This window comes from Nitrospina watsonii, from assembly GCF_946900835.1.
Taxonomy (GTDB): Bacteria; Nitrospinota; Nitrospinia; order Nitrospinales; family Nitrospinaceae; genus Nitrospina; species Nitrospina watsonii.
The window spans coordinates 2,419,162-2,431,964 of the sequence record NZ_OX336137.1 but is presented as its reverse complement, the minus strand read 5'-3'; the positions used below and the strand labels follow the sequence as shown (position 1 = coordinate 2,431,964).

At 57.9% G+C, this 12,803-nt stretch carries 17 protein-coding genes; 8 read left to right on the top strand and 9 right to left on the bottom strand.

The genetic code is table 11. The features are described 5' to 3' along the window. Nucleotides 1-57: 57 nt before the first annotated feature. Nucleotides 58-246 (top strand): hypothetical protein, encoded by a 189-nt coding sequence (locus QML71_RS11325; RefSeq protein ID WP_282012038.1) that lies wholly within the window; start codon nucleotides 58-60, stop codon nucleotides 244-246. A gap of 73 nt (nucleotides 247-319) precedes the next feature. Here the strand turns inward: QML71_RS11325 and QML71_RS11320 are convergent, their stop codons facing one another. From QML71_RS11320 to QML71_RS11305, 4 genes are all read right to left on the bottom strand, one after another. After that, the gene (locus QML71_RS11320; RefSeq protein ID WP_282012037.1) at nucleotides 320-1,336 is read right to left on the bottom strand and encodes a peptidylprolyl isomerase; all 1,017 of its coding nucleotides are present in this window, start codon (nucleotides 1,334-1,336) and stop codon (nucleotides 320-322) included. A gap of 123 nt (nucleotides 1,337-1,459) precedes the next feature. Beyond that, nucleotides 1,460-2,194 carry a formylglycine-generating enzyme family protein gene (locus tag QML71_RS11315; protein ID WP_282012036.1) on the bottom strand — a complete coding sequence of 245 codons (735 nt, stop codon included), beginning with the start codon at nucleotides 2,192-2,194 and terminating at the stop codon, nucleotides 1,460-1,462. A gap of 65 nt (nucleotides 2,195-2,259) precedes the next feature. After that, the gene (locus QML71_RS11310; RefSeq protein ID WP_282012035.1) at nucleotides 2,260-2,463 is read right to left on the bottom strand and encodes a hypothetical protein; all 204 of its coding nucleotides are present in this window, start codon (nucleotides 2,461-2,463) and stop codon (nucleotides 2,260-2,262) included. Between the two features lie 256 nt (nucleotides 2,464-2,719). Then, entirely contained in the window at nucleotides 2,720-3,331 is a 612-nt protein-coding gene (locus QML71_RS11305) for a Maf family protein (RefSeq protein ID WP_282012034.1), read from the bottom strand. Between the two features lie 121 nt (nucleotides 3,332-3,452). Here QML71_RS11305 and QML71_RS11300 point away from each other — a divergent pair, with 121 nt between their 5' ends. Further along, a complete protein-coding gene (locus tag QML71_RS11300; RefSeq protein ID WP_282012033.1) occupies nucleotides 3,453-3,857 on the top strand; it encodes a peptidylprolyl isomerase in 405 nt (134 codons plus the stop codon). Nucleotides 3,858-3,887: 30 nt separating this feature from the next. Here QML71_RS11300 and QML71_RS11295 read toward each other — a convergent pair whose 3' ends face one another. The 3 genes from QML71_RS11295 to QML71_RS11285 form a co-directional block, all read right to left on the bottom strand. After that, complete coding sequence (locus tag QML71_RS11295; RefSeq protein ID WP_282012032.1) at nucleotides 3,888-4,169, bottom strand: hypothetical protein; 282 nt, start codon at nucleotides 4,167-4,169, stop codon at nucleotides 3,888-3,890. A 69-nt stretch (nucleotides 4,170-4,238) separates the two neighbouring features. After that, the gene (locus QML71_RS11290; protein WP_282012588.1) at nucleotides 4,239-5,186 is read right to left on the bottom strand and encodes a bile acid:sodium symporter family protein; all 948 of its coding nucleotides are present in this window, start codon (nucleotides 5,184-5,186) and stop codon (nucleotides 4,239-4,241) included. Nucleotides 5,187-5,315: 129 nt separating this feature from the next. Further along, on the bottom strand, nucleotides 5,316-5,969 hold the full coding sequence (locus QML71_RS11285) for a class I SAM-dependent methyltransferase (protein ID WP_282012031.1): 654 nt from the start codon (nucleotides 5,967-5,969) through the stop codon (nucleotides 5,316-5,318). A 159-nt stretch (nucleotides 5,970-6,128) separates the two neighbouring features. Here QML71_RS11285 and QML71_RS11280 point away from each other — a divergent pair, with 159 nt between their 5' ends. From QML71_RS11280 to QML71_RS11255, 6 genes are all read left to right on the top strand, one after another. Beyond that, a complete protein-coding gene (locus tag QML71_RS11280; RefSeq protein WP_282012030.1) occupies nucleotides 6,129-6,665 on the top strand; it encodes an Lcl C-terminal domain-containing protein in 537 nt (178 codons plus the stop codon). A 233-nt stretch (nucleotides 6,666-6,898) separates the two neighbouring features. Next, nucleotides 6,899-7,420, top strand: coding sequence for a DUF1264 domain-containing protein (locus tag QML71_RS11275; RefSeq protein ID WP_282012029.1), 522 nt, complete (start codon nucleotides 6,899-6,901; stop codon nucleotides 7,418-7,420). 97 nt (nucleotides 7,421-7,517) lie between these two features. Next, nucleotides 7,518-7,961, top strand: a complete 444-nt coding sequence (locus tag QML71_RS11270) for a c-type cytochrome (RefSeq protein ID WP_282012028.1) — start codon at nucleotides 7,518-7,520, stop codon at nucleotides 7,959-7,961. A 160-nt stretch (nucleotides 7,962-8,121) separates the two neighbouring features. Further along, a complete protein-coding gene (locus tag QML71_RS11265; protein WP_282012027.1) occupies nucleotides 8,122-9,117 on the top strand; it encodes a cytochrome-c peroxidase in 996 nt (331 codons plus the stop codon). 83 nt (nucleotides 9,118-9,200) lie between these two features. Beyond that, nucleotides 9,201-9,767: a c-type cytochrome gene (locus tag QML71_RS11260; protein ID WP_282012026.1), complete on the top strand. Its 567-nt coding sequence runs from the start codon at nucleotides 9,201-9,203 to the stop codon at nucleotides 9,765-9,767. A 38-nt stretch (nucleotides 9,768-9,805) separates the two neighbouring features. After that, the gene (locus QML71_RS11255; RefSeq protein ID WP_282012025.1) at nucleotides 9,806-10,300 is read left to right on the top strand and encodes a c-type cytochrome; all 495 of its coding nucleotides are present in this window, start codon (nucleotides 9,806-9,808) and stop codon (nucleotides 10,298-10,300) included. Nucleotides 10,301-10,345: 45 nt separating this feature from the next. Here the strand turns inward: QML71_RS11255 and ettA are convergent, their stop codons facing one another. Next, entirely contained in the window at nucleotides 10,346-12,019 is a 1,674-nt protein-coding gene (gene ettA, locus QML71_RS11250) for an energy-dependent translational throttle protein EttA (protein ID WP_282012024.1), read from the bottom strand. A gap of 91 nt (nucleotides 12,020-12,110) precedes the next feature. Next, nucleotides 12,111-12,791, bottom strand: coding sequence for a class I SAM-dependent methyltransferase (locus QML71_RS11245; RefSeq protein WP_282012023.1), 681 nt, complete (start codon nucleotides 12,789-12,791; stop codon nucleotides 12,111-12,113). Nucleotides 12,792-12,803 lie beyond the last annotated feature (12 nt).

Genomic DNA, 12,803 nt, shown 5'->3' with positions numbered 1-12,803 from the left:
ACCCAGCAGGTATCGATGGCATTCATCTTGGAGGCGGCATCCGCCTGAGGAGGTATCATGAAAGTTGGAGACAAAATCAAAATCGATTTTGCCGGTAAGAAAAAGGACGCTGTGGTGCATAAACTGCACACCAGCACGGTGTACCTGAAAGTGGATTTCGATAAGGATCCCGGCAAGATTGTGAAGCGTAAAGTCAGCCAGATCGATGGCGGCAAGGGCAAGAAGGAAAAGAAGGACAAAAAATAAACCCGCCGGCGCCAGGTGCGCCAGCGGGTTTGGGTTTTTTTAATGAATCGGGACCGGTTTCCGGTCCTCGTCGTCAAAAATAAACTTTCACGCTGGCCTCTTTTTTCAGGCTTTCGAGGTACGGCCGGGTTCGCTTTTTGAGTTCCTGATCGACCAGTGCCCTGCGCACGGTTTCACGACTGTTTTCCAGCGTGGCCTGAAACCCTTCCTGCACGTCGGTCACTTTCAGAATCTGCAACCCATGCGGCGTTCTGAAAATATCGCTGACTTCCCCTTCGTTCAATTGAAACGCCCGCGTGCGGAACGGCGCGAACATGTGGCTGTCTGCGGTGAAGTAGCCCAGGTCGCCGCCCCGGGTGGCCAGGGAGTCCTGCGAATACATCGTGGCCATTTCCTCAAAGCTTTTCCCCTGTTTCAACTGCGCGAGAATGTCTTCCAGCTTTTTGCGCGCCTCCAGTTCCCCCGCGGAGCCGGATTTTGAATCGACCTTGATCAGGATGACCCGGGCGCTGCGTTTTTCCGGTTTGGACAGGGTGTTCTTGTTCTCCTCAAAGTATTCGCGGATGCGATCGCCCGGAATCTGGATTTGTCCCGCCAGTTCTTTTTCCAGCACGGCATCCATCAACAGGTCGTCCCGGATTTTCTTCCGGTACTGTTCCAGCGTCAGGTTTCTCATCTTCAATTGTTTTTGAAACAACATTTCATTTTTGAACGTGCTTTTGATGGAACCGACTTTCGCATCGATGTCCCCGGCGGAAACGGAAACGCCCAGCGTTTGAGCCTTGCGCAAAAGAAGATTACGGTGAATCACTTCTTCCAGTAATTTTTTTGCCGCCACTTTTTGTTGCTGGGCGGAGAGAGCCATGCCCCGTTCCTTGTAACGCTCCACATTTTTGACCAGCGTGTCCAGGATGGAGTCCTTGCCAATGTCCTTGCCGTTGACTTGCGCCAGTACGTCAGGAAGAGAAATGTTGAGGCCGGTGCTGTGATCGTGTCCCGAATGCGCGTGAGCCGGAACGGCGCCGGACGCGATCCAGAGTGCGACCCCTGCAAGAGCCCACAGAAATTGAAAACGGTTACCTGGAATCATGAAAAACCCCGCAAGTTCTTTTAAAAAAAAAATGATAAAAACAGTTCCGTGGATTTAAAAAACTTACTGCGCGGGGGTGGGGATGTCAACCGATTTGTTGGAACGCCAAGGCGGGTGCAACCCTTACGGAGTGGGCACGGGCAGGACGGTGCGGAAGCCGTAGATCATATTCCGGGTGGCGGGGAAGTTGCGGCCGCGACGCACCAGGCGTGCCCCGTCGAGGTTGTTGATCCAGCCGCCGCCGCGGACGACTTTCATTTTTGTCGGTTCCGGACCTTCTGGATTCAACTCGGGGCTTTTCCGGTAGTAATCGTCGGCGTACCAGTCGAGGCACCATTCCCAGACGTTCCCGGCCATGTTGAACACGCCGAAAGGGCTGATGCCCGCGGGGTAGTCGTCCACCGGAGCGGTGTGCCGGTATTTGTCTTCCAGGCCGTACACATTGACGAAGTATAAAACGAAACCTTTGGCCCATTTGTCGCCCCAGGGGTAGAGACGCGTGTCGTTGCCGCGTGCGGCTTTTTCCCATTCCGCTTCCGTGGGCAGGCGGCGCCCTTTCCAGCGGGCGTAGGCCATGGCGTCAAACCAACTGACGCCGACAACGGGATGGTTGGGCCGGTTGAAGCGGTCGTCTTCCCAGTACACCGGTTTGGGGTGGCCGGTGTCCTCGACGAACTTCATGTACTCGGCATTGCTGACTTCGTACTGATCGATGAAATACGCCGACGTGTACACGTGGTGTTGCGGACCTTCTTCAGAATCGTTGCCGGAGTTGGCGCCCATCGGGAAATAGCCCTCAGGAATGTACACCATGCCGGGAGGCGGTTTCGGCGGAGCGTCCGCCAGCGCGTCGCCCACACCAAGGGAGAAGAAGATTGTCAGTAAAAAGAGAACAACGGGGAAGGAAGTAAACCGATGGCGGTTCATGGAGCGTCGAAGAAGCCGATGTAGGTGACCAGATTTTTTTCCGGCTCGATTTTGAATTCTTTATCGATATCCTCGATCTCGATCCACTTGTAATGGCCGTTCCAGCAGTTGAGCGAAAGCACCGTGTTGCCGTACCAGTCCGTGCACTGGTTCAGGAAGATGGGTGCCTTGCATTTGTGGCACTGGCCGTGAATTTTCATTGAATCCTGGCTTGTAAACATAAGGATACCGACTCACCAATGTGTGTTCTGTTGCTTGTGGATCAGGTCTAAATGATATGTCCAAAAAGCAAAACACTGCAAGAAATTTTTGATAAAAAAAATGATTTTGAATTTACACAATTGAAGTTTTGTCAAGGGGTTTGTTTTTTTGTGTCCGTTTGGGGATACCTCGGCGGGGCCGCTCTGCGTGCGGAAACCCCGGCGGGGGTTCGACGTGGCGGTGCATGCCGGACTTTCATAAAACATCGAAGTGCGCGGTCGATGGCGGATGTGGCCAGGCGGCCTGTTGCAAAAGCTGGCACACGGTTTCGACGGGCAGGCCGACGATGTTGGTCCACGAACCGGACCAGCTTTCGATGAGGTCCGCGCCTTTTCCCTGGATGGCGTAGGCTCCGGCTTTGTCCATCGGTTCGCCGGTGGCGATGTAGCTCCGGATGGTTCCCGCCGTGATCGGTTTGAGAGTCACGTGAGAGACACCCGCCTGTTGCCAGGGCACGCCCCGGTCATCGATCAGCGCCACGCCGCTGATCACCCGGTGCGTGCGTCCGCTCAATCGGCTGAGCATGCGTTCCGCGTCCTGGCGGTCGTTCGGTTTGCCGAGCAGGGTGTCGTCGAGCACCACCAGGGTGTCGGCGCCGAGCACGAAGGTTCCCGGATGCTGCCGGGCCACGTGCTGGGCTTTGAGCTGGGCCAGCGCCAGCGCATTGTCTTCCGGCGACCGCCCGGCCTGCGTGATTTCGTCCACGGACGCGGGGATGATGTCAAACTCCAGTCCCAGTTTTCGCAACAGTTCAATGCGGCGGGGCGATTGCGAGGCGAGGATCAATTTTATTTTGGACGGGGACATGGTGACCTTTCTGGAAATTTGTCGTCAGATAATCTAGTATAGGGCAGTTATTCCAAGCAAGCCGAAATCCCGTTGCGACGGGTTCGTCATTCAATGCAGGATGAGGATTTTTGGGGGACGCATGGTAGGATTTTCGCACCAGATACAAGTCAGGCATATCGTGGTGGACAAACCGGAAGTGGCGGAACTGTTGAAGGCGTCCATCGATGAAGTCAAAACTTCGGCGGGCCGCGTCAAGATGCTCATGCGGCTGGCGGAAAAGTACAGCCTGTGTCCGAGCAAGGACGACGGGGGCAATCTGGGCTGGATCGAACTGGCCTCCGACCACCCGCGCAAGCTCGCTGGCGAACCGATTCTGGAAAATCATGAATTGGAGGCCGCCATCCGCGAAGCCCACCGCAAGATGCTTCTCAATCGGGGCCAGGTGTATGGTCCGCTGCAAACCAAACAGGGGCATCACCTGATCATCGTCAGCAACGAGTTCGGCGCCGAGCGCTCGACAGAGTTCACCGGTTCCGCGTTGTAGTCCGGCGGGTGCGCCCGCCCTGGGGCCGCATCAAGGTTCGAACTGTTTTTTCCTGCGGATCACAATGCCTGTTCCGCTTTGCACCACCATGCGTAATTCGAAGGGGTTGGTGCGGCACACGTTGACGAATTTTTCGATGGCGTCGTTTTTGGCCTCGGCTTCGTCCGGCGCATCCAGTTTGATTTCCCACGCGTGGCTCAGGGTGGGGATGCGTTCGAAACAGGCCTCTTCCAGGCGCAGCGTGATCTCGCTTTCCGCTTCCCTTGTAATGTCCTTGAATTCTGCTGCGATCAAAACGTTGAAGTTACCCAAAACGGCTCCTTTCCATAATCGAATCATTCACTTGGGTCAGGCTCATCATAGCACAGGCCGCGCCCTGGATTAAGCCTTGCGTCGCTCCGGATGTGGGACGCGGGGCGGGTGCGGCCACCACCGCGACAGCCCGGCGACGAGACTGCCGAGGATGCAATGAGTGAGTGCGGACAGCGCCCCCGGCACCGTCGCCAGCCCGAATGCCCCGAAATTGCTGCGCGCCAGTTCCGTGGCGAGTCCGGAATTCTGCATGCCGACCTCGACGGAAACCGTGCGCGCGTTGTGTTCGCCGCCGCCGACCCACCGCGCCAGTCCGTATCCCAAAACAAACCCCAGTGTGTGCAGAGTGACCACCGCTGCCAGCAGCGTGCCGCCGCTTGCCAGCAACTCCGTGCGTTTGGCGGCGAGGATGTAATCGACGATGAACACGATCGACAGCACCGCCAGCAACGGCGTGTAGGGCGTGATGCGCGCCACTTGCCGGTGAAAAAAATGATTGATGAGAACGCCCGCCGTCACCGGCAGGATCACCACCTGGAAGGTGTCGAGCAACAGGCCCAGTGTGTCCACCTGAATGGCCGCGCCGGTGAGATCGCGCGCCAGCGCTTCCACCAGCCAGGTGGTCAACAGGGGGGTCATGATGACGGCGAGCAACGTCGAGCAGGTGGTGAGTGTCACCGACAGGGCCACGTTCAGCCGGGCGATGAAGCACACCACGTTGGACGCGGTGCCGCCGGGTGAGCATGCGACGAGAATGAGGCCGATCATGAAGTCGAGCGGCAGATGAAAAGCGCGGGCAATGAGGTATCCCAACAGCGGCATGATGCCGAATTGCAGGCCGACGCCCATCAGCACGGTGCGCGGAAATTCCAGCACGCGCAGAAAATCCTGCCAGGTGAGGGTGAGTCCCATGCTCAGCATGATGATGCCGAGGAAAAAGGGAATCCAGTGCGGCTGGAACCAGGTGGCGGTTTGCGGTTGCCACAACGCCAGCGCCGCCCCGGCCACCACCCACAGCGGGAACGCGTTGGCCAGTGTGGTGAATAGTTTTGCGATCGGGTTCAGGAGGGCCTCGCGGGTTGGGACGTCAACAAAGCGGATTGGGAAAAACGGTGTCCGCGCCAGGCCGGGCCGGTTTGCGACGGCTCATTCGGCGGGTTTCTGCGCGATGATGCTGGAGTAGGCTTCTTCGCCGTCATCGTAGGCCTGGTAACGGATGATTTTAAAATCCTTGAACACGTCCAGCAGTTCGTTGGTGTCCAGCGTCCACTCGCGGCGGAAATCGCGGTACTTCAGGTAATCGACGTTGTAGGTTTCGATCACCGCCATGCCGCCCGGCTTCAACGCGTCCCTGATCTGGGGAAACAGGTCACGTTGCATGTAGTACATCATCAGAATGACGTCGTAGGTGTTTTTGGGCAGTTCGGCTTTTTCCAGATCGACGACTTGGGTTTCGATCGATACGTTGTGTTCCTGGGCGAGGCGATGCGCCTTCTGCAAGCCCACGGTGGAGATGTCCCAGCCGGTCACGTCGAACCCCTGCGTGGCCAGAAAAACGCCGTTGCGTCCTTCCCCCATGGCGATGTCCAGCGTCTTGCCTTTGGGCAGCAGACCGGCGTTTTTCTTGAGAAAAGGAACCGGTTCCTTGCCGAACAGGAAGACGTCCACTTCATACTTTTTGTTCCAGCGGTCCTGGTCTTTGGGTTTGGCCCAAACGGGCCCGGCAATAAAAAAAACCGAAATCAAAAGGCCGAGCGACAGGCATAGGGGGGTCTGGATGCGATGGCTGGACGGGGTCATGCGCGCCTCCCGCAGGTGGTTGATGGAACCGATTTTACTCCAACGCCACACCCTGTCAAGGCGATTTCCCCGTTTGCTTTCGAAGGGTGGGAATTGTACACTCTAGGCGCTTTGTGAGAAAACAGACCCGATCCGAAATGACCCTCCGGAGGAAACCCGATGCCTGGGCGAAACTATTTTTCCATCCTGATGGCCTGCGTGCTGGCCGGCCTGCTTTTGTTTGTGAGCGGAGCGGCCGCCGCCGATGCCAAACGTGAACCCGTCGCCAAATCCGCCGACCAGATCTACTGGGACATGGGCGACGGCACCGTTTTCGATTCTGAAACCCGCCTGATGTGGATGAAACGCGATTACTGGCAAGCTCAACGGGGATGGGTGAACTGGTACACGGCGATGGAATTCATGCAACGCATGAACAACAAACACTTCGCCGGGTACGACGACTGGCGCCTGCCCACGCCGGAAGAGGCCAAAACCCTGTACAACCGGCGCAAGCGCAACATCGACAAGGATGGAGATAAAATATTCATCGATCCCATTTTCCCGGAAGGTTCCGGCTGGGGCACCTGGACCAGTGAGGAACGCGGCGGCAAGGCCGTGGTCGTTTCCTATAAAGGCAACGGCGGCGAAGCCTATCAGGATAAAATCAACGGACCCGACGCCTTCCTGCGGCTGGTGCGCGGTCCGCTTCCTTAAAAACAACGCTCTCCCTCAAAAAAAATCTCCGGATTCCCCGATTTTTGCCGGGGTGTTTCCTGCCGCCCTCCGTTTCCCTTGTTTCAAATGATTGAGCCGCAAGGTCTTGCTCCCGCCCCGCGCAGGGCTCCTTTTGCATCCACCTTGTATTCCGTTTTTCGCCTGCGTACACTAGGAATAATGCTGAGTCATTTCAGGCCAATAGAGACTCCAAACTTCCAAGGAGGTAGTGCATGAAACCGATGAAAATTCTGGGAATGATTTTAGTGCTGACGGTCTCGACCGCCGCCTGCGCCACCGCCGGAGACAACAAACCCGCCAGCCCGCTCGACGGCTACACCATCCACGTCACCGCGCCGCACGTCATGGACGGGGAAGTGGTCGGGCCGTTCCATCATTACTGCAAACCGATCAACGACCAGATCATCCAGTGCATCCTGTTCGAAAGCACCGATCCCAACGCGCGCATGTCGGAAGTGGAATACATGGTTTCCAAAGACCTGGCGCGCAAACTGATTCCGGAATGGTCGCACAAGGCCAACTGGCACGATCATAAACAGGAAATCGAGACGGGCCGGGTGCAGGTGAATTATCCGACCGATGAGGAAGCGGTGAAGAATCTGGTTGAGCATGTTTCCAAAACCGACGGCATCATTTTTCACCTGTGGCCGAAAGACGCGCCCATTCCGGACGGCAGCGTTGGTATCGCGCAGTCGGTGGGTCATTGGGAAGCCATGCATGGTAAGATAGAATAAATATGACGTAGAGCGGTTTGTTTGAATGGTTACCATGGGACGCGGCCCTTCACGCCGAGGAGGGGCCGCTTGTCTTCTTTTCAGAGTTTGTGAATTTATGAGAGTGGTTCGTTGCGTGGGCATGGGTGTGTTGTGCGTCGTGGTCCTTGTGTGGCAGGAGGCGGCTGCGTTTCATCCCAGCATCTATGCGCCGCGTGTGCCGGAAGGCGAGTTGGAACGCATTCAGGAAATGGAAAGCCCGTTCCGCGAGCGGCAGGAATACGTGGACAAGGGCGCGAAAATCTATTTCGGCAAGGGGGAATGCGTCACCTGCCACAGCAACGACGGCACCGGCGTGAAACTGCCGGGACACCAGCCGCGTGATTTCACGGATGCGAAATGGCAGGATCTGCGCACCGACGGCGAATTGATGTGGGTGCTGGAAAATGGAAGCCCCGGCACCGGCATGCCGATCCGCGTGGGGACGGTGATCACCAAGGACGAGGGCTGGTGGGTGATCCAGTTCATTCGCGCCTATCGCGGTGCACGCAAAGAGAATTGACCGGGCGCGCGCTGCCTGGTGAGTTGCGGAAACCCGGCGGCACGGGGTATGATCGATTCCCTGAAACGATCCCTGCGGTTTCGAACGATGGTTGCGTGCCCCGCTCATTGTCTTCCATGAACCGGGGGAGGCCGGCTTTCAATCAATCAGGAGAAGAGATATGAAAATCGCACACACTGTTATTTTGCTGGTGGCCGCTGTTCTGTGGATCGGCCAACCGGGTGCCATAAACGCGGAAGAATCGTTTTACGAACCGATGCCGGAGATGACGCACCCGAAGGACAACCCATGGTCGAAGGAAAAGGAAGAACTGGGCAAGATGCTGTACTTCGATCCGCGGCTTAGCGGCAGCAACTGGATCAGTTGCGCCAGCTGTCACAACCCCGGTCTGGGCTGGGGCGACGGGCTGCCGACGCCCATCGGCGACGGCTTCAACCGCAAAGGTCCGCGTCATTCGCCGACAGTCATCAACAGCGGTTACTTCGACGCACAGTTCTGGGATGGCCGTGCACCCTCGCTGGAAGAACAGGCGAAGGGACCCATTCAGGCGGACATCGAAATGAACCAGGATGTGGGTGCGTTGATCGAGGAACTCAAAGCCATCCCCGGTTATGTGCAGCGGTTCGATGCGGTGTTCGGCAAGAACAGCATCAATCTCGGCAACATCGTGAAAGCCATCGCCACCTTCGAACGTTCGGTGGTGTCGAAGAATTCGCCCTACGACAAGTACAACAACGGGGATAAAAAGGCGATGTCGAAGTCGGCGATCAACGGCATGAACCTGTTCTTTGGCAAAGCCAAGTGCGCCATCTGCCACAACGGGCCTGTCTTCACTGACAGCAAGTTTCACAACATCGGCGTGAAGGGCGACGACAAGGGACGTTACAAGGTCACCAAGGAAGATTCAGATAAAGGCGCGTTCAAGACACCGGGCCTGCGTCATGTGTCGCGCACGGCACCTTACATGCACGACGGCAGTGAAAAGACGCTCAAGGACGTGATCGAGTTTTACAATCGCGGCGGCGATGTGGACGAAAACAAGAGTCCCTTCATCACGCCGCTGGGACTGTCCGACAAAGAAGTGAACGATCTGGTGGAATTCATGAAAGCGCTGGAAGGCGAGCCCATCGAGATTGCCATTCCGGAGTTGCCTTAGCTCATCATTAAACGTTTCAACCGAAGCGTCCTCCATCCAGACGGAGGGCGCTTTGTCTTATTGATTGAGAGGAATGAGGAACCATGAGTGATTGGAAGCAACGGACGCGGGTTCTGGCTCTCGTTCTGGGATTGGCGTGTTGGGTGGGTTCACCCGCTTCGGTGCTGGCGGACACGCTGCAAGAAAATGGGGAAGACCTCATGCAACTGGCCATGCACCAGGGCCGGCCGCATGGAGGGATTAATGAGCGGCACAACCTGCACCATGGCATGGGCCGCGGCGGCCAGGGCATCTGCCCGCAAACCCGTACCGCGCCGCAGGCACCGCAAACCGTGTACGAATTGAAAAATCCGCTGGAGCCGACGGATAACAACCTGGAGCGGGGTCAATCGCTGTTTCAGATGATGGCGGAACCCACGGCGTGCAAGGTGTGTCATGGGCCAGCGGGCAACGGGCTCGGTATGATGGCGCAAGGCCTGAGTGCGATGCCGCGCAACTTCACCTGCGGCGAGACCATGCAGGAAATCACCGACGGCCAGATGTTCTGGGTCATCAAAAACGGCACGCCGACGGGCATGCCGCCGTATCCTTTCATGGACGAAACCGATGTGTGGAAGGTGATCCTCTATATCCGGCAACTCGCGAAATGATCGCCGCGGTGATTTGTTGTTTGCCGGGGGAATCGATCATGCGTGAAGGATGGAGGGTTCTGGCGTTATTCGTATGGATGGCGGCCTGCTCTCCGGCGTCGCCGGTGCCGGATGAAGCGGGCCGTGGCGTTGCCACCGCCGGGGTGGAAACGCAAACCGTGTCCGGCGTCTGTCCGCAAAAACGCAACACGCCGCGCGCGCCGTCCGCGCTTTACCAACGCGCCAATCCGTTACAGGCTACCGCCGAAAATCGACAGCAGGGCGAGACGTTGTACCAGCGCACGGCCAAACCGTTCGCCTGCAAAACCTGCCACGGCGAGCGGGGCAACGGATTGGGCGATCCGGATTTTGAAAGCACGCCTGCGGCGCGCAACTTCACCTGCGCCGCCACCCTGCAACCCCTCCCCGACGGGCAGTTGTTCTGGATCATCCAGAACGGTTCGCCCGGCACCTCCATGCCCGCGCATCCCAATCTTTCCGCAACCGAAATCTGGCAGTTGGTTCTCTATATACGGAGTTTTGCAGGGAATTGACCCGTGGGCCGGAACAGCCGGTGTGCGTTCCGCTTTCTATTCCACTCAGTGCAGCGTCAGTTTTTTGTATTTGGAACGGCGGTTTTCCTCGCGTCCGCCCAGCTCCTGCCGCCGCGTTTCCTGATAGGCCTCGAAGTTGCCTTCGAACCAGCGCACCTTGCTGTTGCCTTCGAACACCAACAGGTGCGTGCAGATGCGGTCGAGAAAAAACCGGTCATGACTGATGACCACCACGCAGCCGGGAAAATCGAGAATGGCATTTTCCAGGTTGCCCAGGGTGGTGACGTCGAGGTCGTTGGTCGGTTCGTCGAGCAACAGCACGTTGCCGCCGCGCCGTAAAAGTTTGGCCAGGTGCAGGCGGTTGCGTTCGCCGCCGGACAGGTTGCCGACTTTTTTCTGCTGGTCGCTGCCGCGGAAGTTGAAACGGGCGACGTAGGCGCGGGAGTTGACGGTGCGGTCGCCGACTTCGATCTGGTCGGTGCCGCCGGTGATCTCCTCGAACACGGTTTTGGCGTCGTCCAGGTCGTCGCGGTGCTGATCGACGTGGGACAGCTTCACGCTCGATCCCACTTCCAGCGCGCCGCCGTCCGGTTGTTCCTCGCCGACGATCATGCGGAACAGGGTGGTTTTGCCGGTGCCGTTGGGACCGATGACGCCGACGATGCCGCCGCGCGGAATGGAAAAGTTCAAATCCTCGATCAGCGGCGTGTCGCCGTAGCCCTTGGTCAGGCCGCGCGCCTCGATCACTTTATCGCCCAGCATCGGGCCGGGCACGATCTGGATGTCGAGGCTGTTGTCGGAGTTGTCGCCTTTTTTCTCGGACAGCTTTTCAAATTCCTTGATGCGGCTTTTATTCTTGGTGCGGCGCGCGCCGGGGTTGGTGTGAATCCAGTCCAGTTCCCGTTGCAGCCGTTTGTGCAGGCTGGACTCGGCTTTTTCTTTCTGCGCCAGGCGGCTGGCTTTCTGTTCCAGCCACGACGAATAGTTGCCTTCGAACGGAAGGCCGCGGCCGCCCTGCAACTCCAGAATCCATTTGGTGATGTTGTCGAGGAAATAGCGGTCGTGGGTGGAAACGATGACGTTGCCGGGGTAATCCTTCAAGGTGTTTTCCATCCAGGCCACGGTTTCCGCGTCGAGGTGGTTGGTGGGTTCGTCCATGAGGATGATGTCGGGTTTCATCAGCAGCAGGCGGCACAGGGCGACGCGGCGTTTTTCGCCGCCGGAGAGCGTGCCCGTTTTCTGGTCGTCCGGCGGCAGGACGAGCGCATCCATCGCCACCTCGATCTGCCGGTCCAGTTCCCAGCCGTCCACCGCATCGATCTCGTCCTGCAGCTTGCCCATGCGTTCCATGGCGCGTTCCATCTCTTCTTCCGGCAGCGCTTCGGCCATGCTGGCGCTGACTTCATTGAACTCGTTGATCAGTTTCTGGATGGGCGCGAAGGCTTCTTCCACCACTTCGCGCACGGTTTTTTCCGGATCGAGTTGCGGCTCCTGGTGCAGGATGCCGATCCGGGTGCCCTTCAGCGGTTGCGCCTTGCCTTCGAACTCCTGGTCCTCGCCCGCCATGATGCGCAGCAGGGTGGACTTGCCGGTGCCGTTCTCGCCGACGACGCCGATTTTGGCGCCGTGATAAAAATGCAGGTTGATGTCTTCAAATACGGTTTTGGCTCCGTAGGTCTTGCGCAGTTGGGAAATGGAAAAGATGTATTCGCCAGCCATGTCGGGTGTCTTCAATCTGAAAGGGGTTGAAAAAAACTCTGAGTTTAGATGATGTCTGATTTTAAAAAATTTTCAAGGGCTATCACACATTTTATGCGGCGGCCCCGCCCACGCGTTGCAGGAGGATGAAATCTTTGCCATTGTCGAACACGTGTTGGAAGCCGTGCGCGCGGGCGATCCAGTCGAACGTCGCAAGCCGGTAGAAGCAGACGTGGGTGGGATCGCGCTGGTAGTACCAGTTGAGGAAGGCCGCCGCGTTTGGCGTCTCGCCCGCTTCCGTGTAAAACCGGGTCATCACGGCCAGAAACCCCGCAGGGCGAAGAAGGCGGCGGATGGTCTGGAGTTCGCGTGCAGGCCGGTGAAAATGCTCGAAGGTTTCGGTGGAGATGACCAGATCGAAACGTGCTCCCTCAGGTAATTGCGGGAAGAAGATGGAATCGTATTTTTCGGCGTGGTAGCCCTCGCGTTCCAGCAGTGTGGCCAATACCGGTTCGTAGCCGCAGCCGTAATCGAGCGCTGTCTCCGCTTCCGGACAGTGTTCCTGCAGGTGGCGGACCTTGTCCAGGAACATGGCGACGTAGCCGGGATTGTCGAGGCTGTTCTCATGCTCGCGGTAGCGCAGTTCTTCTTCCTCGCGGCCGGGGAGGTGTTCCGGCGGCACCGAGATCAACCGGCATAGCGGGCACAGCCGGTAGGCGCGCTGGGCGTTTTGGGCGAAGGCGTCTGTCGGGGTGGCGCAAAGCGGGCAGTCCATGGCAGGGGATTGTGCCACAAGCGGCGTCCT